The sequence below is a fragment of the Paenibacillus phocaeensis genome (genome assembly GCF_900021165.1).
Classification (GTDB): domain Bacteria; phylum Bacillota; class Bacilli; order Paenibacillales; family Paenibacillaceae; genus Fontibacillus; species Fontibacillus phocaensis.
Genome location: NZ_FCOQ01000009.1, coordinates 219,408 through 241,151 on the forward strand (window position 1 = coordinate 219,408; position 21,744 = coordinate 241,151).

Sequence of the window (21,744 nt, forward strand, 5' to 3'; positions counted from 1 at the left end):
GGTTGGAAACCTACGACTTCTGCTTCTTGAACTGAATGTTTTGCTTGCTTAATAGAATCGTAGCAAAGAAGGAAACCGCCAAAGTTACCCCCACTGCGATGAAATAGGTCGTTGCCGTTGGCGAAGACAGAAAGGCCGGCAGGCCGAACAGACCCGTGAACGCAAAGTTCGTAATATAGGACTTGGTCATGCCGAAGATGATACCGCCAACTAAACCGCCCAGTGTGAGCGAGATGAAATATTTCTTGTTCTTCATGACAACCCCGTACAATCCCGGTTCAGTCACACCTGACAAGAAGTTGACGAAGGCGGAGGAACTGGCAATCGTTCTCTCTTCCTTGCTCTTGGAGATGACCATCACGGCGAGACACACTCCAAGCAGCGCGTAGTTCCCCATTCCGCCTGAACCCAGACTGTATTCCATGCCGTGTTCAGCCAGATAGGACAGTTGCAGGGGCAGCACAACCCAATGAATCCCCAGCATGATGACGTAAATGAACAGAGCGCCAAATACGGCGTTAAAAAGAATAACGTTGGAGTTCAGGAAGAACTCGTACCCATCAGCTACCAGATTCGCCAGCAGTCCGCCGACAGGGCCAAATACCATCAAAGTCAAAGGAACCATAATCAGCATGGACAAGAGCGGCACAAAGACGAATTGCAGCATCTTGGGCAGAAATCTTTTCAGCAGCTTATCCAGATGGGAGTAGGCCCAGATAGCCAAAATAATCGGAATAACCGTACTGGAAAAGTTCATCGCCGTAAACCGGATCCCCAGGAAGTCGATCACATTCCCCGTCGTCGTGATGCCCGTAATGTTCGGTTCCATCAATGCTGCGCCAATCGCTGCCCCGATGTAAGGGTTAGCCCCGAACTTCTGAGCTGCTGTGAAGGCAAGCAAGATCGGGAAGAAATAGATCAAGGCATTCCCTGCGCCAGCCAGGATTAAATAAGTGTTGCTGGTAGCCGGAAGTACCCCCGATTGAGCCAAAATATCAATAAGCCCTTTAATAATCCCCGATGTCGCCAAAATAGGAATATACGGCGTAAAAATCGCGGAAATCGTTGCCAGCAGCTTATCAAACCAGGACTTCTTGCTCCCCTTGGCATTAGTAGCCGGGCTTGCCGAGCTCGCCGCCGCGACTCCTTCAGCCCCTGCGCCGCTCTCCAATTGCTGCATGATTTCAGCGTGCATCTCATTGACTGTAGGGCCGATGATGACCATCGTTTGCCCTTGAGCATCCATCACCCCAAGCACCTTCGGCAGTGCTTTGAGGGCCTCGCGATCGGCCTTGGAACTATCATGCAGTTCAAAGCGCAATCTTGTCGCGCAATGAACCAGGCTCGAAATGTTTTGGCTCCCTCCCACGAGTTTAATGATGCTTGTTGCCGTCTCTTTGTTACTCATTTGCGTCACCCCAGTAACTTTATCATGTGCTAAAACCCGTTTACTGAAACGTTACAGTAGAAGTTCAAAAAAAATATTTTGAACAAACTGAAACGTTTCAGTCGTGCTCAAAAAAATAAATCCCTGCAGGTATGTGCCTAGTATAAGTGACAAAATTCGACTTGTCAATAAACCGTTTTCAAAAAAATAATGGAACTCCAGAACAAAACCATGAGCTCCTTCACTGGCATTAAGCCGGGGAAAGAGCTCATGGTCTTATGAGTTTAAGAGGCTGCTCGCTTTATCCGAAATCAGAAAAGGGTGGGTACCATTCCCCCATCCATGCGGATAGGGGATCCTTTAAAAGCAGAGGCCATCGGGCTGCAAATGAAAGCAGTTAATCGACCGATCTCCGCAGGTCTGATAAACCGCCCGATTTCGGATTGAGGCAGGTTCTTCGTCATGAAGTCCTTCTCTTTCGCTTCAAAGGTCATCTCTTCATTTGCATACACGCTCTCAATGATCTGGCGCACGTTCTCGGAGAGGGTGGGTCCCGGCAGGATCGTGTTCACTGTAACTTCGGTGCCGCGCGTCAGCTTGGACAAGCTCTTGGACAAGGACAGCAGCATCGATTTGGTTACGCCGTATTGAGGCATCTGTCCGGAAGGCATGACGGCCTCCTCACTTGCGATGAAGATAATACGGCCGTATTCGCGGCTCATCATGGAAGGCAAGTAAAACTTGCTTAAGGCGTTGGCGGCGAGAAAGTTCGTACGGAAGTACTTCTCCCATACAGCATCGTCTACGTCGTCATAGGACATGATCTCATAGATCCCCATGCTGTTGACGAGGATATCAACGTGGGGGAATCGCGCGAATAAAGCCTCCCTCTGCTGCGAATCGACGAGATCGGCGGCTGCATTTCGAGGTTCCGTTCCCGGGAATGCCGCTTGGATCTCAGCGACCGTACGCTCTACGTCATCGTTGTTACGACCATTTATGAGAACATGAACACCTTCCCTGGCAAGTTCAAAGGCAATCGCTTTTCCTATACCTCGGGTTGATCCCGTTACTAAAGCTGTCTTATTCTTTAATCCCATCTCCATCTGCCTGCACTCCTTGTGTCTAGGATAGGGATTATGATACCTCGTTTCGTCTATTCGGTCACTAGCCCGGAACGTCAATTCTCTTGCGCAACACGCCAATTGGCAGGCGTCTCCCCTGTCCATAAGCGAAACGCGCGATAAAACGAATTCTGATCCTCATAGCCGACGAGAAAAGCGACCTCTTTGATCTCCAGCGCAGGGTCCGCCAAGTAAGCGACGGCCATCTCTCGCCTCGTTTTTGCCAACAACTGCTTAAAGCTTTCGCCTTCTTCCGTCAGCCTGCGCTGCAAGGTGCGCTCGCTCATCCCGAGCTCGGCGGCTACGGTTTGGATGTTGATTTTCCCTTGAGTCAGGCATCGAGACAGGATCCACTGCACCTTAGCGCTCATGGTGAGCTGGCCCTGCCGTTCTTCCAGCGTACGATCCAAGGAAGGAGTCAGAATCTCGAGAAGTTCTTCGTTATACGACGTGAAGGGGCGTTCCAGATCCTCACGCTTCAGCGTTAGCCGATTACGATCCGCCCCCGTCCTTACGCGACAGCCGAAATAACTTTCAAGGGCTTGGACGTTGCCCATGTAATTTATAAATTCTACGGAATGTGCCTTCAGTTGACGGCCGGTTCCCCGGCGTCCGAGCTCAAGCAGGTAGGCGAGCGTAATGCCGACAAGTACCGGCGGTCCGGGCAACTCGGCATGCTGCCATTCCAATTCAATTGCATATTGCTCGCCTTCTTCCTGAATCCGCAAGTTTTCCGGAGGACACATTTGCTTATAACGCGCCATTCGGTTCAGTGCGTCCCGGTAATCACGGGCGTGAAAGGTCGCCAAAGCAGCCGGCGGATACTGAGCGGTCTCGTACGCGGTTGCAAGCTTGACGATTCCCGTAGCGATGTCCCCGACTAATTCGGAATAGGCTTGCCAGATGGAATAATATTGTGCGGTCGTCACGAACGGTTCGGTGATGACGGTTAGCGGCAGACGTGCCTGGCGCGCTACCGCTATGGGTTCTACCCCTATTCCCTCCAGGCTGGTCCAGAAACCCGGGGCAATCTTGATTCGGTCTACAGAAGGAGCATTCATAGTTGGTAATCGACCTCCAAGGACAATGTCCTCTTGCATTCACTCAAGCCCTTGTCCATCCACGCGATGGCTCTCGATTAACTGCATAACCCACGTTTCATCAAATCGAAGCTTTTCCAGCCGATGCCGGAAAAAGATCTGAATATATTTCTGCTCCCCCCCGGGAATCCGATCGTCTTTGCTCGCATATTCCAACCGTTCTTCCTCGTGGCGGATTTCATAACGCAGGTAATCTTTGTATTGATGCAAAATTAAAAACTGCAATTCCTTGCTGATCAGTTCAAAATTTTTCAGTTTCGTATAAAAATGCAGCTCGTAATCCGGCGAATATGGAATCGGTTCTTCCATCAACCGAAAAAAACGTATTCTGCCTTCGTCCGTAAGTTTATAAGTCTTTATTTTTTTCCCTTTTCCTTGTTTGGCACCCTCCGGTTGCTCATCGGGAACCTGTTCGATTAACCCGTCCGCAAGCATGCCGTGGATCAGCGGATAAATCGCCCCCCAGCTGACTTTTCGCGTAGGACCAACGATTCCGTTCAAAATCTGATGGAGCAAATAGCCGTGCATCGGGTTATTCATCAATTCGCCGAGTATGAACAATTCGTACAAACGAAAGGCCCCCTTTACTGCTTTTAAGCAAACCTCAGTATAACATACAGCTGCCTGAAAAAACAGAAAAGCCGCAGGTCGCGGCTTTTCCAGGCCACCTCCGTTTGCGGCCGGTTCCGGTATTTTGCTTTAATACCTGCCGTTACGCCGAATGCTGTTGCGCCATCACTTGGCGGTGTTTCGGCAGGAATGATACGGCGAGCAGGTTCGCAATCGCGATCCCCAACATGAGCAGAAAAACGGCATGCATTCCGGCAGCCAACTCCGTTTTGGAGCCGATTATGGTTACATACTGGTTGTAAATCGTGCCGAAAACCGCGATGCCGACCGTTTGGCCAAGCGCACGGGCCAGCATGCTGGAAGCGTTGGCGACGCCGCGTTTTTCCCAGCCGACAACCGATTGCACAACAACGGTGGAGGGCGTCGCAACGAACCCCATTCCCAGTCCGATTAGCACGAGGATACCAATCCAAAATACGTAGGGCGAGTTCATCTGAAGCGCAATCAGCCAGATGGAGCCCGCCATGACCAGCGAAGAGCCGAATACGATCGACGCCTTCACCCCGATCCGGTACATGAGCCGACCAGCGATGTTGGAGGCGAGCGGCCAGGCCAGCGACATCGGCATAGCGATCAGGCCCGAGCTTGTTGCGGAATTGCCGAGCACGGATTGAATCCAGATCGGCGAATACACCGTCAACCCCGTCGTAATGCTGAACGTCAGAAAACCGCTGATATAGGTGACGTTCAATACGCGCATCTGGAAAATCGATAACGGGATCATCGGTTCCTCCGCCCGCTTTTCAATCCAGAGGAACAACATAAAACATACGGCCGATACCGCGAACAGTCCCACGATCACCGGGGAATCCCAGGTATGCCGGGACCCGCCGCTCAGTAGCGCATACAACAGCGCGGAGAAGGTAATGGTAAACATAATCGCGCCGAGGTAATCGATTTTTTTCGCCTGACGTTCGATCGGCTGGTGCAAAAACACGACGACCAGCAGCAGGGCGATGATGCCGATCGGCACGTTGATGTAGAAAATCCATCGCCAAGAAACTTGATCGACGAAGTAACCTCCGATTAGCGGGCCGAGAAGGCCAGCCACGGACCAAACGGACGAAAAGACACCCATCATTTTGCCGCGCTGCTTGCCCGAGAACAAATCGCCGATGACGGTAAAGCACACGGGCGCAAGCGCCCCAGCGCCAAATCCTTGCAAAGCCCGGAACCCAATGAGCCCCGTCATCGATTGTGCGGCTCCGCACAAGATGGAACCGAGCACGAATAAACCAATGCCAGCAGCGAATACGGGTTTGCGCCCGAACAAATCGGCGAGCTTGCCGAAAATGGGCGTCGCCACGCAGGTGGTCAACGTATAAATCGCAAACACCCAACTGAACAGCGTCTCGCCGTGCAAATCCTTGATCATATGTGGGGTAGCGGTGGCGACGACGGTCGCATCCAAAGCGCCGATAAACATCGCCGCCAGCATTCCGGCGACCACCATGTTGACGTTGGTTTTCGAGGCCATGAGGAAAACGCCTCCTTACATCTTCTTTATGCGGCCCTTTGACTTAACGATTGCAAACCAAGTAAAGGGTATTGCCTTCAGGATCGTTGAAATGCACGACATTGGCCGCCTTGCCTTCCACAGAATCGTGGAATTGAACGCCGCGGGACTTCAGCGTTTCGATGGCTGACTCCATGTCCTCCACCTCAAATCCTATGGACATGCTGCCCGATTTTTCCGGAAGGGAACCTTGTTCTCCGGCAAGATACAGGAGACCGATCGTCAATCCAGGTGCCGCGATTTGCGCAAAATGCCCGTCCCCGTGCTGCAGTTCCAATCCCAGTGTTTCGGCGTAAAATTTTACCGCCTTTTTCATATCCGCCACCATTACAGTCACATTGCCGCTTTTGAACATCTTATATTTCCTCCTTATTCGTTTGATTGATTTTTATTATATCAAAATAATATAATAAGTAAACATGTTTTATTGATATAATTCATGAAAAAAATTGCGAACGCGCCTTTCTCGATGATGGGAGAAGTATGCTAGACTAAAACAGCCTTAGCCCGATGAGAAATTCGAGCTAAGGCTGTTTAGACATTTTGTTTTATTCCACGATATCCCTAAAGGACGGCTTACTGTCTTTGGAAAGCGACCTTTAGGCCAAGTCCGATATAGATTGCTCCGACGAATTTGCTGCTTAGCCGGCTTATCCGGCTTAGCCATGTCTTCCGTTTCACCAGTTTTCCAAGCGCAGCGATGCTTAGTACAATTGAGGTTGTATACAATGCACTTAAGATCACAAAGACGACACCAAGGATCAAAAACTGCATGGTGACTTGACCTCGTTCGTGATGAACAAATTGAGGCAAAAACGCCAGAAAAAACAGAGCCGTCTTGGGATTAAGAACTTCTGCGACAATTGCCGAAAAGAAGGACTTTAAAGCTCCTGCCGTTTTAACCTTGGGAAGTTGCGGATCTGATGGCTTACTCATCAATGCCCGAATTCCTAAATATAGTAAGTATACCGCTCCAGCATATTTAACCATATTGAAAGCTAGAGCAGAGGTCATCAGTATCGTGGAGAGCCCGACAGTAGCAAATAAGGTGTGAAGAAAATCCCCGATGGAGATGCCAAGCCCTGCCATAATGCCTCCTTTTCGCCCGTTCTGAACGGTACGAGTAATGGTAAGAAGAACGGCGGGGCCTGGAATTATAAATAGAAGAATGACAACGATAACATATGCCAATAACGTTGAAAAATCCGGCATCGGGCCTCCTCCTTCCATAGCACTTAAAGTGAGATGTTGTTACGGCTTTGCAACCATTGTTCGAACTCTTCGGGTGTGCTCACTTGATGGTCTAATACAGCCGTATAGATATCAAAGCTTTTCACCTGTTTCCCATACTCGGCTCTCGATGCCCAGATGGTTTTGATCCGCAGAATAGAGAGAATCGCCTCTTCATCAAGACGACCGGGCAACGTCCGAATATGCCGCAGATCAGGTTGTTTCTCAGGATCATCAACGAACCATATATCCAGTGACCATTGGTTCTCGCTTTTAGATAAGTAATCCAATCCAATAAAATACCCGTCCGGGTAAGCCGGATCGGTGTTCCAGCTACCGGTATCGTTCATAAATTTCATCTGCCGAATCTGGGGATTCAACATCAATTGCGAAGCAATTCGAGAGATTACAGCTATGTCCAACTTGGAACAAACGACCGTCATATCAAGGTCTCTCCAAGCCATTAAACCGAGTGCCGCACTTCCAACTTTGACCGGCATGCCGGCTGCTTTTAACAATGGGATAAGGTTCAATTCTTCCGCCACTGCAGCGGCCTCCGCTTGCAGCTGGAATTGACGAGCAAGCAGATCTTCACGTTCTACCATTTGTTAGCTCACCTCCTGATGTGCTCATGCGGATTCGCCTTTGTTGCTATAGGTTTTGTTATAGTGGTCAACCGCAAAGCCAAATATTACTTTCAACATAAATAAAAGACAAGGGATCAAAATATAAGGCGGGATATGAGGCAGCAAGGGAGTACCACCTAGGCCGATCGACAGAAGCAAGCCGGCAACAAACAGCTGCGACTGCTTTCCTTTAAGCGAGTTCACGATATAAGCCCCTATTAGGGTATAGATCCATACCCCTATAGAATATCCGATCGCCGTGTTTAGTAAAACCCCAATTAATACGACATGAAAATGAATGGCAATGAACACGATTCGGTTCCTTGTTCTCGTTGCATAGTAATTGCTTGTTGAAGGCGTAAAATTGGCGATACAACCCGCGAAAATATCGAATATCAACAATAAACTAAGCACGCTGCGCCATACCGGTAGATTGGATGTCATTTCAGGGTACATCCAATACAATACAGCAGTCAACAGTCCGCCAAACAGTAGGATCGTAAGAATGGATCCAAGAGATTGCCTTTCGCCAAAAACATCATGCAGAACCGATGGAATTATTATTTGTTTCAATGCTTTCCCTCCTACTGCATAGTCCGGGATTATTTGCCAAGAAAGCAACTTCAATCTTCTCGCCGGGTTCAATATTTACTGTATCTAAGACAAGTGGGCTTCCACTAATCGTTTTTCCATTTTTACTAATGACTTGGACATGGTGTCCATGAAGGTGCATCGGGTGATCGGCAAAACTCCGGTTTACAAATGTTGTCTTCACCAGATCTCCCTCCTTGACCATAAGGGGATTGATGTTAACCCTTAAGGACAGCTTTTAAGCCAGCAGCTGTTTGGCGCTGCTCTTTCTTCATCGATTGACGCATGAAAAATTCAGCTACCTTCGGAACGTTGTCAACTTGAATTGAGAAATGAATACGGCAAGATTGATCCGAGATCGGCTCAATACGATAACTTTCGCGAAACGATTGTTTTTCATCAGGAACTGTCTCCATCGTTAACAATTGATCCTGAACAAGCTCTGCCACGATCATGTTTTTTTCGCTCTTGAAGCCTGAGTATTTTCCACTTTCGAAATACTTGGTCCCCAACTGAGCAGGTCCTTCAGGAGTAACTTGAGTCTCCATAATGCCTTTAATCCAGGAAGGTCTCCCCTTTAAATCAACGAGGCGTGAAAAAACGATAGATGCGGGATAATCATAGATTTCGGTATATTCAAATATAAGCATAATTATGATTCCTTTCCTTTTTGATGTAGTTGATTTAACGAAAAAGGATTGTCGACAGAGCATGGGTTAACATTTTTTCCATTTCCCCCTTATTCGCCCCAGTACGCGGTTTTCGCCATCCGATATACCCGTCTGGCCGCACGATGACAGCCCCTGTGGAAGTTATACCGTATGCATCAAGAAAATCGTTCCCAGGATTGTTGAAATCGGCATGCCCATCAACCTGATAAATATCGATCGGGAAATGTAGCGTATCTTTAACATGTTTAGCAGCCTCCACCCAGTTTTTTCCTTCTGGTCCAACGAGTAACACAAATCGAGAACCAAACAGATCGATGGAGGAAAGCCGCTGACCGTTACGTTCCAAAACGACGTGGGCAGCACGGCTTCCTGGCTGACCCGTCCACGACTCGGGATGTTGTACAAGGGGGAGGTTCCGCCCGTCTTCTTCCGGTATGAACGCGCCGTCTGGATAGCGATAACCCATATTGACATGTAGGGTGTTTACCGTAATTCCATCCGCACCTTCATGTTCGCGCTGCTGGGAGAGCATGACGACCTGTTCCACGGTGTAATCCGCTATAGGCCGGCGCTCCATGTCGTAAGTGGCAAGCAAGTCCTCGCCAGCTTCACCGCGCAACACCGCAGCCAGCTTCCAAGCGAGGTTATGTGCCTCGGCAATGCCGGTATTGCCTCCCAAGCCGCCGCTGGGAGGTTGAACTCGTGCGGCATCACCAACGATAAATATACGTTCTTGTTGGAAGCGATCAGCTACGCGAGCAGCCATTTCCCAGGTTAATACCTTCTTGAACTTGACGGGAATGTCAGGAATTCCGATAGCTGCCCTAACTAATGCAATACATCGCTCTTCCGGGTAATCGTCAATCGTTTCTTCCTCCGGATCATAGATCACATCCAATCGGTATACATGAGGCCGCCTGTTTGTGCCGGGATACAAGACAAGACTTCCGCTTGCGTCTTCATTAGCGAAGAAACACATATGTGCATTCTGGTTCTTGAAGAGATCATGGATGTCCGCGTCGAAAATGACGCTGATCAGATGACAAAGTGTCCCCTCTCCATGCTGCCCGATTCCTAAAGTTGCACGGATACCACTTTTGCCTCCGTCGGCTCCAACCATATACTCGGATCGAATCTGGCGCATTTCGCCGTTGGTGCGATCCCGAATGGTGGCCAAAACGCCGTGCTCATCCGCTTCGAATCCGATCAATTCCGTGTTGTATCGAAGATCGGCACCTGCTTGTTCAGCCTTCGTCCGAAGCACAGGCTCAAGTAAATCTTGTGCAATGCCGTTTCCTTCAACAGGACTGGCATCCGTAAAATATGCGCTCATATCTTCCATCAGATTCTCGAATACTTCCCCGGCCAGACTCTCAACAAACATGATACCGAATTCCCTTGGGAAGGGGGGTTCTTCATGGCGTATCTCCTCTTCAACTCCGGCAGAGCGAAAGATTTCCATCGTGCGGGCAGTCAAGCTTGAGACGCGCGGATGGATGGCCGTGCCCGGATGGCGTTCGACGACGATTGACTTTATCCCTTGTTTAGCCAGAAACAGGGAAAGGGATAGACCTACGAGACTCCCCCCCACAATAAGCACAGTTACCGTTTCGTCAATCGTTGTGGAATTTAACGGATTCATTATGACCATGTCCTTTCGTTATTCAATTTCTCTTTCATTTAAACGGTCATCGATTGACTCATTTCTCTTGCGCAGCTCCTCCAATACTTGCTCGATGGCGAACGTTAATGACCTCGTCCTTCTCCCTTTCTTTAATTAACTGTTGCATACGATAAGGATGCATAGGCTCCTCAATAAGGAAACAAAGGATGGCTAAAGCGACAAGTGATTTTTGATATTGGTAATCATAGTAATAATATAACTAGTAATAATATGACGTGTCAACAAAAAATATCTTTTTGATTCATTTGTCATTCCTAATTGCTGTTCCATTGGGGAGCCTCCTTAGTTAAAATAAAATCCCCTCTCCTCCTAAGCAAGCTGACAGCAGCCAGCTCATACAGGACGAAAGGGGAGTTCTTGTACCCGTTAAGTTTAACCTCTTCATGCTCCAAATGAGAACTCATGGTTTCGAAAAATATAAAATAGCCGGCAGCACCACATGATCAACAATCTCTTCCAATTTCTGATGCGACACCCCTTCATATTCAAGCATAAACGTATAACGAATTTGCTCAAAAAGAATGAGTTTGGTCGCTTTAGGTGGGAGCTTTGTGATTTCTCCCCGTTGTACGGCCTGTTGAAGAACGTAATCCATAATCTTAATATTGGAAGCTGTGGCTTCGGCCAACATCTGGCTTGTCCGTTCTCGCTCCTGCTGGCTAATCATCTCGGAAAACAGCATTTTAAATAATCCAAACGGTCCATTGTCGGACTCCAAAATAAATTGCTGACCCACATAGACTAAATGATCACGGAGACTGCCCCTGTTGAAATCCAGACTCTTGAAGATCCCTTCCGATTGCTGCATCCGTTGTTGGACAGCTGCAAACACTAAATCAAACGGAGTATCCCAATAACGATAAACCACCGAACGACTGGTATTCGCCTCACGAGCAATACGCGCAAAATTAATCGCACTGTACCCTTCCGTCTCCAGCAGACGATACGTTGCTGCATAAATATCATTTTGTAATTGGTCGCCGCGGCGGCGGCTTTTATTTGATTCCGTCATCCCTTTTTCTCTCCTTGTATGCTCATTATACAGGAAACTGTATCTTAAATAAATAAGATCCATTCATGTATCTAAATTGACTCATTAAGATGCATTGATGTATCCTAATTATATAATAAGATACAGTCATGTATCCAAAGGAGAGATCATCATGAAGGTTATTGTTTTAGGAGGCTCGCACGGGGGGATTGAAGCGGTTGAAGCGTTACGGTTGATGTGTCCGAATGCGAACGTTCAATGGTATGACAAAGGGGACTTCTCCTCCACTTCGGCCAAGGATCTTGAAGCCATTCAACAACAAGGAGTATCCATCTTCAGCAACACTGAAATAACCAAAGTAGAACCTGGCAAACACCAAGTAGAAATAAAAGATCTTATGACAGGGGAAACGCGAAAGGAGGGTTATGACAAAATCATTTTAAGTCCGGGTGCAAAGCCGTTTATTCCTCTTGTCCCTGGACAGCATTTAACAAACATCGGTACGATGAGCAGTCGACAAGATCTATTCACTATGAGAAAACATGCTGCAGATCCAGGTATTAAACACGTTGTAATTGTTGGCGCAGGATACATTGGGACGGGAGCCGCTTCATTATTTGCCGAATCAGGGAAAAAGGTTACGTTAATGGACATCAACAATCGTCCTTTAAGCTCCTATTTAGATCAGGAATTTACGGATGTACTTGAAGAAGAAATGAAAGATCGGGAAGTGGAATTGGCACTAGGCAACTCGATCCTCGAATTTGTCGGTGATGAAAATGATCGAGTCGTCGAGGTTGTCACTACAAAAGGCACCTATTCAGCAGACCTGGTCATCTTGTCTGCCGGCAATCGTCCCAACACGGAATGGTTGCAAGGCGCAGTGGAATTATTGCCGGATGGCAGAATTAAAACAGATGAATACATGCGTACAAGTGATCCCGATATTTTCGCCATTGGGGATGCAACAACGGTTTGGTACAATCCCGGTAAAATGCGGATGAATGTTTCATTAGGAACCAACGCGCGTCGTCAAGCCCATTGCGCAGTAAAAAACTTGTACGAAGCCATTCATCCGCTTCCCGGTGTACAAGGCTCTTCAGGTGCGCATAATTTTGATTATTATTTCGCTACAACTGGTTTGAATGATAAAACGGCAAAAAAGCTGGGCATTGAAATCAAATCCGTCTACTTGGAACAAGGGGCTGCCCTGTTCTCTCCGGAGAAGACCGTTATGTTCAAACTGGTTTACGATCCAACCACTTTAGAGATTTTAGGGGGACAAATCATGTCTAAAGTCGATATAACTGCTCATATCAATACGGTCTCCCTTGCGATTCAAACCGGATGCACCTTAGAACAATTGGCCTATGCCGACTTCTTCTTTCAGCCCGAATTAAACACACCATGGAATGTAATAAATGCGGCAGGATTAAAAGCATTACAACAAGAGAAAGTACGGTAACAGACTTTCACTTCGCATCAACGAGGATGGCATTCGCATGTGAGGAGTGTCACCATCGATCAGAAAGTCGCCTAATAGTGCGCCTCCCCCGCCTGCAAAGCGTCGCGAAACCGCTGGATGTCCCTAATCGGGGGGGCGCCATACATACGCGCGTATTCTCGGTTGAAATAGGAGGGACTCTCGTAGCCAACCTGAAAAGCCGCTTCAGCCGCTTCCATCGTTGAGGATAGGAGAAGGCGGCGCGCTTCTTGCAGCCTAAGTTGCTTTTGGTACTGGATCGGGCTCATTGCCGTTACTTCTTTAAAATAATGATACAAGGACGATGCGCTCATTTCAGCCTCCTCGGCTAATTCGTCAACGCGCAAAGGCAATGCAAAATCTCGGTTTACCCTTTCGATCACCTTCGCAACCCGTTGTGCATGGCTGCCGATTAATGCGAATTGCTTGAGAGTATCGCCCTGCTCGTCCTGAAGTATCCGGTAAATGATTTCACGAACCGCATACTGCGCAAGTACCGGAATGTCGCGGGGCGAGTCCAACAAATGCACAAGGCGCATTACGGAATCGTGTAAAGAATCGCTCATCCGATTTATGACCAAACCGCGTCCATATTGGCGTTTTGAACTCTCGACTTGATCAGAGGCTTGGAGCACATCAAGGATTTGATCCATCGTAAATTGCAGCCGAAGGGAAAAATACGGCGCTTCGGAAGACGCCTCAACGACTTGCCCGGATATCGGCAACTTTACGGAAGCGGTCAGATAATGATCTGAATCGTACTGATAGATCTCTTGCCCCAACATGACAACCTTCGAGCCCTGCGCTACCACGCACAGAGATGGTTTATAAACCGAATGTACCGGTTCGGATATTTGGGACGCCCGAAAAAAGCACAAACCGGGAATCAACGTCTCATGCGTGCCATCTGTCATCGTAAAGCGCTCGATAACCTGTGCTAATTCTCCCCTCTGCATCGCGACCTTCCCCTCCATCTCTTCATAACCCTTTAACCCCATGTTCTTAGCCATCATATTATACCCTTTTGGAGGATTAGGCAATTGCATGAAATGATCCGGCTACCGCCTTACCTTCGAGTGGGAACATAATAATGATGCAGGAAGAGTAGCAATCAAGATCATTTATAACCCGATCTGGAAGGAGAGAGCAAGAATGAAGACAGACCAAGCACATCCCCATCCCTATGTCGAGAAGGGGTGCTCTACCACGCAGGTATGATCCTCTATCGAACGTGACCGAAGGAAAGAAAAGAAAACGAAGAACTGCATCAATTTCATTTGCGTAAGGAGTTTGGAATGGATAAACGAATATGGATTTTAGCAATTGCCTCATTTGTAGTAGGCACTGTCGAGCTCGTCATTGCCGGAATAATCGATATGATCGCACAAGATCTGAACGTTTCAGTAGGTACCGCAGGCCAACTGATTACGGTCTATTCATTAGTCTTTGCTTTTGGTTCCCCTATACTAATTTCCCTTACCGCTAAAGTAGAGCGCAGAAAATTATTGACTGCTGCAATGTTTGTCTTTTTCGTAGGAAACATGATTTCTATCGTTAGCCCTACCTTTGCGGTTCTTCTTGTTTCGCGGATTATACTTGCAGCAAGTTGCTCGATTGTGGTTGTTCTATCTGTTGTTATGGCTTCAAGTATAGTTGCGCCCGAATTAAGAGGTCGTGCAATCGGTATTATTTTTATGGGGATAAGCGCATCTCTTGTCATCGGTGTCCCTCTTGGCACATTCATTGGCGAAATGTGGGGATGGCGCTCAACATTTGCTTTGGTCGGGGCCCTTACCTTAATCGTGGCATGGGCAGTCAGACGCTATCTTCCACAGGTAGCTCCGCGGCCGGGAGTCCAGTTGCGAGAACAGCTTCGAACGCTAAAGGACTCCAAAATTTTATCCGCTCATTTAATCTCAATATTACAGATGACTGGCCAATTCACAATCTACACCTACATCACACCTTTTTTACATGAGATGATGGGGCTGTCAACGAACATGATCAGTTTTGTTCTGTTTGTATATGGATTAGCAGGTATAGCAGGAGGATGGATTGGAGGATGGTCCTCAGATAAACTTGGGAACAGCAAAACGATACTCATCACTCTCCTGTTGCATGCGCTCGCTATATTCTTGTTGCCTTATTCTACAGGTTCTATCTTTCTATTACTCATCGTAACCGTAGTCTGGTGTGCATGTAATATGGCTCCAAGTCCTGCCATTCAAAGCTATCTGGTACAAACAGCTCCGGAATCTTCGGATATCCAATTAAGCTTCAATACATCATCTTTACACATAGGAGTTGCAGCAGGTTCAATACTTGGGGGACTGATTGTCAACCATTATTCCGTCACAACGAATGCTTGGGTTGGCGGACTGATTGTTATTCTAGCCATCATTTCAGCCCTCTTCTCCTTAAATAAACAAAAAGCATCGACATTTCCATCACAGGTGAATGGTAAATTAAACTCTTGAAGAAGATTCGAGCTGCTCTGAATGCTGGCTCCGATAATCGATTAGCAGTTGCTGCATCTTATCCACCGTGCCATCCGGATGAGGAACATGAATGGAGACGGTCAAGTTAGAATCGTTCAAGGAATGAAACGAAACCAGATCAAAATTCAAGATCCCGAGATTCGGACAATGCAGCGTCTTAGGGGCATCCATCGCATCGAGAATCTCATGGGAATCCCAAAATTCTCGAAACTCCCTGCTAGCCTGTGAAAGCAACTCGAACTGTTTGGACCACCAGGGATCGTCGACGTGACGCGCATACCCGGCATGGAAACGAGCAACGATTCGTCTGGCATGCAGTTCCCATTGGTCTCCCTTTAGATAGCGAAAACGGGGAGAGGTAAACGTCATCCAAACCAGATTCCGCTCCCTCTCCGACATCACCGTGAGATTCCCATTTAATGCGCAGTAGGCTTCATTCCAGGCAATAATGTTCATGCGCGCATCCATGACATTCGCAGGGGAGAGGTTCTGGCTATCCAAGAAACGTTGAAGCTCCGGCGTTACCTTAGACGGTTGCTTCATACCGGTCAAGGGAAATTGCTTACGGGCAAGATGGAACAGATGCCTGCGTTCCGACTCATTTAAGCGAAGCACCTTCGCGATTCGATCAAGGACCTCGGCGGATACGTTGATATGACGTCCTTGCTCCAAATAGGTGTACCAATCCAGCCCCACGTCGGCCAGCAAAGCTACCTCGCTGCGGCGAAGTCCGGGGGTTCGTCTGCGTCCGGAATCCGGCACGCCTGCTTGTTCTGGGCTTATACGTTCACGGCGTGAACGCAAAAAACGGGATAATTCCTCATAACGGTCCAATCTGTTCGCCATAATCTATACATGCCTCCTATCTATACATGAACGTAGGATTCCCAATCCTACGATAACTAGATCTCTTCCTAGCCTCTTCGGGTCCTTATAGACTAGTTTATGACCTCCTTAGGAGGAATAGCAAGAATGGATATGAGGTGTTGAAAATGAAAGTAGCCGCCATAGTCGGAAGCATTCGCAAAGATTCATACAACCTGAAGCTAGCTCGTTATATTCAAAACCGTTATCAGCATCTTTTTCAGTTGGATGTGCTGAACATTCGGGATCTCCCCTTTTACGATCAGGATATCGAGTCTGTTCCGCCGCAGCCGGTGATCGATTTTAAGGCGAAAGTCGCCGCTGCCGACGCGGTGTTGTGGATCACTCCGGAATATAATTCGACCATTCCCGGCGTCATGGCGAACGCGATTGACTGGTTATCCCGCGTGGATCGAGTCATGATCGGGAAGCCCTCATGGATCGTCGGATCTTCCATGGGATTATTGGGATCGGTCAAAGCGCAGGGCCATCTTCGTGACATTCTGTTCGCATCCGGTATTTCCTCGCCGCTGTTGCCTGGAAATGAAGTGTACATTGGTCTTGTTCATGAGAAGTTTAACGAGAAGGGCGAGCTGACTGATGATCCTACTATTCAGTACCTTGATCTTGTAACCGACAATTTCGTGAAATGGATGAAGGAGCTCTCCCAATTGAAGCAGCTCCAAAGTCCAAATTAAACCGAAACCTAGGAGGGAGTAAGATGTTTGAGCATATCGTGCTATTGAAATTCAAACCCGATGTTTCGATTGAAGTAAAAGAAAGTGCTATAAAGCGCGCACATGACTTTAAAGGGAACATTCCGGGGATCGTGGAGCTTAGCGCCGGGATTAACGTTACGGAGGAAATAGAGCATATACAGGGGTTTACGCTCGGAATCAGAGTCACTTTCGAGAATCAACAGGCTTGCCGGGATTATATTCAGCACCCCCTGCATCAAGGATTATTGCAATCTATTGGCCCATTTGTGGAAGGAATTGTCGTTATGGATTACCCATTCGCTTCATGATCTTCCCTGACCCTGTATCATGTTGCCGCTCCGTTTCCCTGTCGGGAAACGAGCGGCTTTCTCTTGACCTTACAAAAGTGATTTACTTTAATTAAATTCCTTCTTAACAAAGTCTATAAGCTTGGACTTCAAGGCATCACCGTGCTCTCCCCTATGATACATATCTGTTCCGTGATAACCACTCTCATCCACAATCAGCTCTTTATCCGTTGCTCCAGATGCTTGATATAATTTGCGCACTTCTTGTTCAATGGAACCTCCATAATCGCCAGGTGAAAAAACAAATAGGGATGGTGCTTTAATCTTCTCCACGCTCGGAATGGCATCAAGGGGCCCACATTGTGCAGGAGAAGAAAGAATAATCAGCCCCTCAATAGGCAGCGCCTGACGAACGCCTGCAATGATTGCTGTACTACCGCCACATGATGCTCCGGCCAAAAACACTCTTTTTGCACCCCATCGTTCGAGTTCGCTTAAGGCAGCATCTGCATCACGATCTATATTCTGATTATCCTCCGGAAAATCCTCTGAGGCACCATGATTACGATATTCAGGAATAACTACCAGATACCCGCTGTCAGCCAGTTCAGTTCCCATGTCAAGAAAAGAGCAGATGTTATAGCCTTGCTCGTGTGCAAGCAGGACTCCTTTATCTCCGCTGCCAAGCACAAGTGCAGACAGATGCACCCCATCACTGGTTGTTAAAGTAGTTGCTTTATCGCGTAACTCCTCCGGAACACAGCTATTCACAAGATACCCGTTAGAAGACTTCACCGACTGATCCGGCCAGGCAGGATCATATTCAACCGGTTTGTTCGGGGGGATGTTCTTCACCTCGACAACTGGTGTTTCAGGTACAGCATTTTCTACAGATTTCGTATCTTGAGGTTGATGAGATAGGGATTGATTTTCATTTGAAGATATCGGCATTGGGGTGGTGCATCCTGTAATCGTGACTACGAAAAGGAGCAACCCAAATACCATTTTTGTTCCTTTAGAAAATACGTTCATTGATTGTTCTACACCTCCAACTATTACTGAAATTATAAGTGATGATGGAGCTCACCTACAAATCGATTTCGTGCTGAACCTATCCCAAACACAAATAGGAAGACAGAAGCACTCAGTAATATCAGGAGTGGCAGGGTCCAGTTCTCCGTTATGTCATGCAAAAAACCAATGAGGGCCGGCCCGCTAGCCGCAAAGAGATATCCGATCGATTGCGCCATGCCGGATAGTTCAGCAGCCTGATGAGCATTCTCAGTACGTAAGCCAAAGAACATCATGGCCAAACCAAAGGCGAATCCTCCGCCAACTCCGAGCATGATGACCCATAACAAAAGAATTGAAGAACTTCCGTAAAGCAGCCCGAGTATCCCCGTTATCAGCAAAGTCGCCGTGATGATCACTAACGATCGTTGGTTAGACATGCGACCAGCAATAACGGGCACAATAAAGGAAAATGGAAGAGGAGATAATTGCATGATCGAGAGATACCATCCAGATCGACTGGAGTCAATCCCCTGCCCATGTAAAATTTCAGGCAACCACGCGATAAGCACATAGAATATCATGGACTGAATGCCCATAAACATCGTTACTTGCCAAGCAAGAGAGGAACGCCAAACATTCACCTCTCTCTTCACCGTGTGCTCGCCGGAAACCGTTGTTGGCTTGGTTTGATTTCTTAACTGCGGTAACCAGCAGAGGATGGACACAACACAGAGGATTCCCCAAATTCCCAACGCACCTTGCCATTTCAAACCTGCTCCAACTGCTAAGGGCACACTGATTCCTGAAGCAATGGCTCCGCATAAGCTCATGGAAATCGAATATACACCTGTGATGGCGCCGATTTGATGGGGGAAATCACGTTTGATGATGCTGGGTAATAATACATTACAAACTGCAATTGCAGCTCCAAGTATGGCTGTCCCAAGATATAAGTCTGCGGCCCCTGATAAAGAACGTATGACAATGCCAACGATTAAGAATAGAAGGGCAATCAATATGAGGAGCTCAGCTCCCAATTTCCGTCCCAATTTAGGAACTAGAGGCGATAATAAGGCAAAAGCAAGTAAAGGTACCGTCGTAATTAAACCTGCCAGAGTATTTGAAATCTGAATGTCGTCCCGTATAAAGCTCACTAAAGAACCGACTGAGGTTAACGGTGCGCGTAAATTAGCTGCAATAACAATAATCCCCAGAACCATCAGCCAGGTCGTAGCGGCTTGATTTTTTCTAACTTTCTTGATTGGATTCGGCATTTTTCCTCCTGAATGTTATCTCTATGAAGAAGCGTTCTCTTTCGACGATACCTTCTTATCGTTCATTGAAATTTAGTAGACTTGTACAACCTCTTTAATATCATCAATTTCCTCAAGAATGGCGCGTTCAATAGCGGCCTTTAATGTGATCGTCGCACTTGGGCAACCGTGGCATGCTCCCAAAAATCTTAATTTGGCTACACCGTTCTCAACCTCGACCAATTCTGCGTCTCCCCCGTCACGCAATAAGAAAGGACGTAGCTTGAATAGCACTTCCGATACTTCGTCGAACAAAATCCCGTTATCCTCCATACATGCCAGCTCCTCTCATTGTTTTAAAAACAACATGAATTCATGCCTTTATCGTTCCGGTTGGTCGGATTGATCGTTTGCCTTTTTGGTAAGTGAGGCCTCTTGATCTGAAAGTTCCATTAAAATCTTATAAATGGGATCCGTAGGTATCATCACACCACAACTGGCACTCAGTCCTAGGAGCATATTCAGATAGAATTGAATTTTCTTTTTCTCGCGGGTAATTTGCTCTAATTCTGAGATGTCCGAGTTATTGTTCTTCATGAAAACACACCCCATGCCTCCTAATAAGTAAAACGCTTGATGGGTGAAAGGAATAAATCAACCGATGCTTCCTTCCATCTCAAATTGAATGAGCCGATTCATTTCAACGGCATATTCCATCGGCAATTCTTTGGTAAACGGCTCAATAAAGCCCATGACAATCATTTGTGTGGCCTCTTGCTCCGTAAGCCCGCGGCTCATTAAGTAAAAGAGTTGCTCCTCGGACACTTTGGATACGGTAGCCTCGTGCTCCAAAGTAATCTGATCGTTTTTAATTTCATTGTACGGAATGGTATCTGAGGTTGAGAGATTGTCCAGAATCAATGTATCGCACTTAATATTGGACTTGGACCCTGCGGAATCGCGGCTGAAGCTGGACAACCCCCGGTAGTTGACTTTGCCGCCCTGTTTGCTGATAGACTTGGATATGATCGTAGAGGTTGTCTCTGGAGCAAGGTGAATGACCTTCGCGCCGGCATCCTGATGCTGATCTTTACCAGCTACGGCAATAGACAGAATGGACCCCTTGGCTCCCCGTCCTTTCAAGATTACAGCCGGGTACTTCATCGTTACTTTGGAGCCGATGTTGCCGTCCACCCATTCCATTGTGGCGTTTTCCTCGGCCACAGCCCTTTGGGTTACCAAGTTGTAGATATTAGGCGCCCAATTCTGAATGGTCGTGTACCGAACACGGGAATCTTTCCGGCAAATAATTTCGATAACGCCGCTATGCAAAGAGCTGGAACTATAAACTGGTGCTGTACATCCTTCAACGTAATGGACGAAGCTCCCCTCTTCGGCAATAATTAAGGTCCGCTCGAATTGGCCCATATTTTCGGAATTGATACGGAAATACCCTTGTATCGGAACCTCACACTGAACGCCCTTCGGGATGTATACAAAGCTGCCGCCTGACCAAACCGCACTGTTAAGCGCCGCAAATTTATTGTCAGCGGGCGGGATAATCGTCCCAAAATATTGCTTGAACACTTCAGGATATTGCTTTAAGGCCGTATCCGTATCAAGGAAAATAACGCCCTGCTCCTCCAGTTCCTTCCGCATACTGTGATAGATAACTTCCGACTCGTATTGAGCGGATACGCCTGCCAGGAACTTTTGCTCCGCTTCAGGGATCCCCAGCTTATCAAAGGTGGCTTTGATCTCGGAAGGAACCTCCTCCCAGGTCTTCCCCTGTCTTTCAGAAGGACGAACGTAATATTGGATGTCGTCCAGATTTAGTCCGGTTAAATCCGCTCCCCACCCAGGCATCGGCATTTTGTAGAATTGTTTCAACGCTTTCAGCCGAAAATCGAGCATCCATTCCGGTTCTTCCTTGATTCGGGATATTTCCCGGACAATCTCTTCAGTCAGACCTTTTCCGGATTGAAAAATAGACTGGTGCCCGTCGCGAAACCCGTATTTATATTCGCCCATATCCGGCGCTTTTTTAGCCATTCGTAACACTCCTTTTAACTTTCC

Annotated in this window: 23 protein-coding genes and 1 pseudogene; 4 read left to right on the forward strand and 20 right to left on the reverse strand. The window is 47.5% G+C overall.

Annotation, left to right across the window (positions count from 1 at the left end; genetic code table 11):
* Positions 1-10 precede the first annotated feature (10 nt).
* The 13 genes and pseudogenes from BN3795_RS04050 to BN3795_RS04105 all read right to left on the reverse strand — a co-directional run bounded on the left by BN3795_RS04050 (position 11) and on the right by BN3795_RS04105 (position 11,571).
* Complete coding sequence (locus BN3795_RS04050; protein WP_068783459.1) at positions 11-1,408, reverse strand: PTS transporter subunit EIIC; 1,398 nt, start codon at positions 1,406-1,408, stop codon at positions 11-13.
* Positions 1,409-1,698: 290 nt separating this feature from the next.
* Positions 1,699-2,493 (reverse strand): SDR family NAD(P)-dependent oxidoreductase, encoded by a 795-nt coding sequence (locus tag BN3795_RS04055; RefSeq protein WP_068783460.1) that lies wholly within the window; start codon positions 2,491-2,493, stop codon positions 1,699-1,701.
* 74 nt (positions 2,494-2,567) lie between these two features.
* Positions 2,568-3,572 carry a helix-turn-helix transcriptional regulator gene (locus BN3795_RS04060; protein WP_068783461.1) on the reverse strand — a complete coding sequence of 335 codons (1,005 nt, stop codon included), beginning with the start codon at positions 3,570-3,572 and terminating at the stop codon, positions 2,568-2,570.
* Between the two features lie 39 nt (positions 3,573-3,611).
* The gene (locus tag BN3795_RS04065; protein WP_068783462.1) at positions 3,612-4,181 is read right to left on the reverse strand and encodes a PadR family transcriptional regulator; all 570 of its coding nucleotides are present in this window, start codon (positions 4,179-4,181) and stop codon (positions 3,612-3,614) included.
* 142 nt (positions 4,182-4,323) lie between these two features.
* The gene (locus BN3795_RS04070; RefSeq protein WP_068783463.1) at positions 4,324-5,718 is read right to left on the reverse strand and encodes an MDR family MFS transporter; all 1,395 of its coding nucleotides are present in this window, start codon (positions 5,716-5,718) and stop codon (positions 4,324-4,326) included.
* Positions 5,719-5,761: 43 nt separating this feature from the next.
* On the reverse strand, positions 5,762-6,112 hold the full coding sequence (locus BN3795_RS04075) for a VOC family protein (RefSeq protein WP_068783464.1): 351 nt from the start codon (positions 6,110-6,112) through the stop codon (positions 5,762-5,764).
* 221 nt (positions 6,113-6,333) lie between these two features.
* Positions 6,334-6,969, reverse strand: coding sequence for a LysE family translocator (locus tag BN3795_RS04080; protein ID WP_068783465.1), 636 nt, complete (start codon positions 6,967-6,969; stop codon positions 6,334-6,336).
* 23 nt (positions 6,970-6,992) lie between these two features.
* Complete coding sequence (locus BN3795_RS04085) at positions 6,993-7,592, reverse strand: hypothetical protein (protein WP_068783466.1); 600 nt, start codon at positions 7,590-7,592, stop codon at positions 6,993-6,995.
* A gap of 24 nt (positions 7,593-7,616) precedes the next feature.
* Positions 7,617-8,186 (reverse strand): hypothetical protein, encoded by a 570-nt coding sequence (locus BN3795_RS04090; protein WP_068783467.1) that lies wholly within the window; start codon positions 8,184-8,186, stop codon positions 7,617-7,619.
* A gap of 22 nt (positions 8,187-8,208) precedes the next feature.
* Positions 8,209-8,424 (reverse strand): annotated as a pseudogene (locus BN3795_RS24935) (multicopper oxidase domain-containing protein); the annotation flags it as partial.
* Complete coding sequence (locus BN3795_RS04095; RefSeq protein ID WP_110945001.1) at positions 8,423-8,917, reverse strand: SRPBCC family protein; 495 nt, start codon at positions 8,915-8,917, stop codon at positions 8,423-8,425. The pseudogene BN3795_RS24935 and the gene BN3795_RS04095, both read right to left, overlap by 2 nt.
* Entirely contained in the window at positions 8,889-10,517 is a 1,629-nt protein-coding gene (locus BN3795_RS04100) for an FAD-dependent monooxygenase (protein WP_068783469.1), read from the reverse strand. Before BN3795_RS04100 ends, BN3795_RS04095 begins: the two co-directional genes overlap by 29 nt.
* A 442-nt stretch (positions 10,518-10,959) precedes the next feature.
* The gene (locus tag BN3795_RS04105) at positions 10,960-11,571 is read right to left on the reverse strand and encodes a TetR/AcrR family transcriptional regulator (RefSeq protein ID WP_068783470.1); all 612 of its coding nucleotides are present in this window, start codon (positions 11,569-11,571) and stop codon (positions 10,960-10,962) included.
* Between the two features lie 151 nt (positions 11,572-11,722).
* Here BN3795_RS04105 and BN3795_RS04110 point away from each other — a divergent pair, with 151 nt between their 5' ends.
* Positions 11,723-13,015, forward strand: a complete 1,293-nt coding sequence (locus BN3795_RS04110) for an FAD-dependent oxidoreductase (protein ID WP_068783471.1) — start codon at positions 11,723-11,725, stop codon at positions 13,013-13,015.
* A 71-nt stretch (positions 13,016-13,086) separates the two neighbouring features.
* Here the strand turns inward: BN3795_RS04110 and BN3795_RS04115 are convergent, their stop codons facing one another.
* Positions 13,087-14,043 carry an AraC family transcriptional regulator gene (locus BN3795_RS04115; protein WP_232729849.1) on the reverse strand — a complete coding sequence of 319 codons (957 nt, stop codon included), beginning with the start codon at positions 14,041-14,043 and terminating at the stop codon, positions 13,087-13,089.
* Between the two features lie 285 nt (positions 14,044-14,328).
* Here BN3795_RS04115 and BN3795_RS04120 point away from each other — a divergent pair, with 285 nt between their 5' ends.
* Complete coding sequence (locus BN3795_RS04120; RefSeq protein WP_068783472.1) at positions 14,329-15,510, forward strand: MFS transporter; 1,182 nt, start codon at positions 14,329-14,331, stop codon at positions 15,508-15,510.
* Here the strand turns inward: BN3795_RS04120 and BN3795_RS04125 are convergent.
* Positions 15,499-16,377: a helix-turn-helix transcriptional regulator gene (locus BN3795_RS04125; protein ID WP_068783473.1), complete on the reverse strand. Its 879-nt coding sequence runs from the start codon at positions 16,375-16,377 to the stop codon at positions 15,499-15,501. The two genes, BN3795_RS04120 and BN3795_RS04125, sit on opposite strands and share 12 nt — an antisense overlap.
* Before the next feature lie 146 nt (positions 16,378-16,523).
* Between BN3795_RS04125 and BN3795_RS04130 the strand changes: the two genes are divergently transcribed.
* Positions 16,524-17,093, forward strand: a complete 570-nt coding sequence (locus BN3795_RS04130) for an NADPH-dependent FMN reductase (protein ID WP_068783474.1) — start codon at positions 16,524-16,526, stop codon at positions 17,091-17,093.
* 23 nt (positions 17,094-17,116) lie between these two features.
* Positions 17,117-17,422, forward strand: a complete 306-nt coding sequence (locus BN3795_RS04135; RefSeq protein WP_068783475.1) for a Dabb family protein — start codon at positions 17,117-17,119, stop codon at positions 17,420-17,422.
* 87 nt (positions 17,423-17,509) lie between these two features.
* Here the strand turns inward: BN3795_RS04135 and BN3795_RS04140 are convergent, their stop codons facing one another.
* The 5 genes from BN3795_RS04140 to sufB all read right to left on the reverse strand — a co-directional run bounded on the left by BN3795_RS04140 (position 17,510) and on the right by sufB (position 21,720).
* A complete protein-coding gene (locus BN3795_RS04140) occupies positions 17,510-18,433 on the reverse strand; it encodes an alpha/beta hydrolase (protein WP_068783476.1) in 924 nt (307 codons plus the stop codon).
* A gap of 32 nt (positions 18,434-18,465) precedes the next feature.
* Positions 18,466-19,689, reverse strand: coding sequence for a CynX/NimT family MFS transporter (locus tag BN3795_RS04145; protein ID WP_068783477.1), 1,224 nt, complete (start codon positions 19,687-19,689; stop codon positions 18,466-18,468).
* Positions 19,690-19,761: 72 nt separating this feature from the next.
* Positions 19,762-20,001, reverse strand: a complete 240-nt coding sequence (locus tag BN3795_RS04150; RefSeq protein ID WP_068783478.1) for a NifU family protein — start codon at positions 19,999-20,001, stop codon at positions 19,762-19,764.
* A 48-nt stretch (positions 20,002-20,049) separates the two neighbouring features.
* Positions 20,050-20,265 carry a hypothetical protein gene (locus BN3795_RS04155; RefSeq protein ID WP_068783649.1) on the reverse strand — a complete coding sequence of 72 codons (216 nt, stop codon included), beginning with the start codon at positions 20,263-20,265 and terminating at the stop codon, positions 20,050-20,052.
* Positions 20,266-20,322: 57 nt separating this feature from the next.
* Positions 20,323-21,720: a Fe-S cluster assembly protein SufB gene (sufB, locus tag BN3795_RS04160; RefSeq protein ID WP_068783479.1), complete on the reverse strand. Its 1,398-nt coding sequence runs from the start codon at positions 21,718-21,720 to the stop codon at positions 20,323-20,325.
* Positions 21,721-21,744 lie beyond the last annotated feature (24 nt).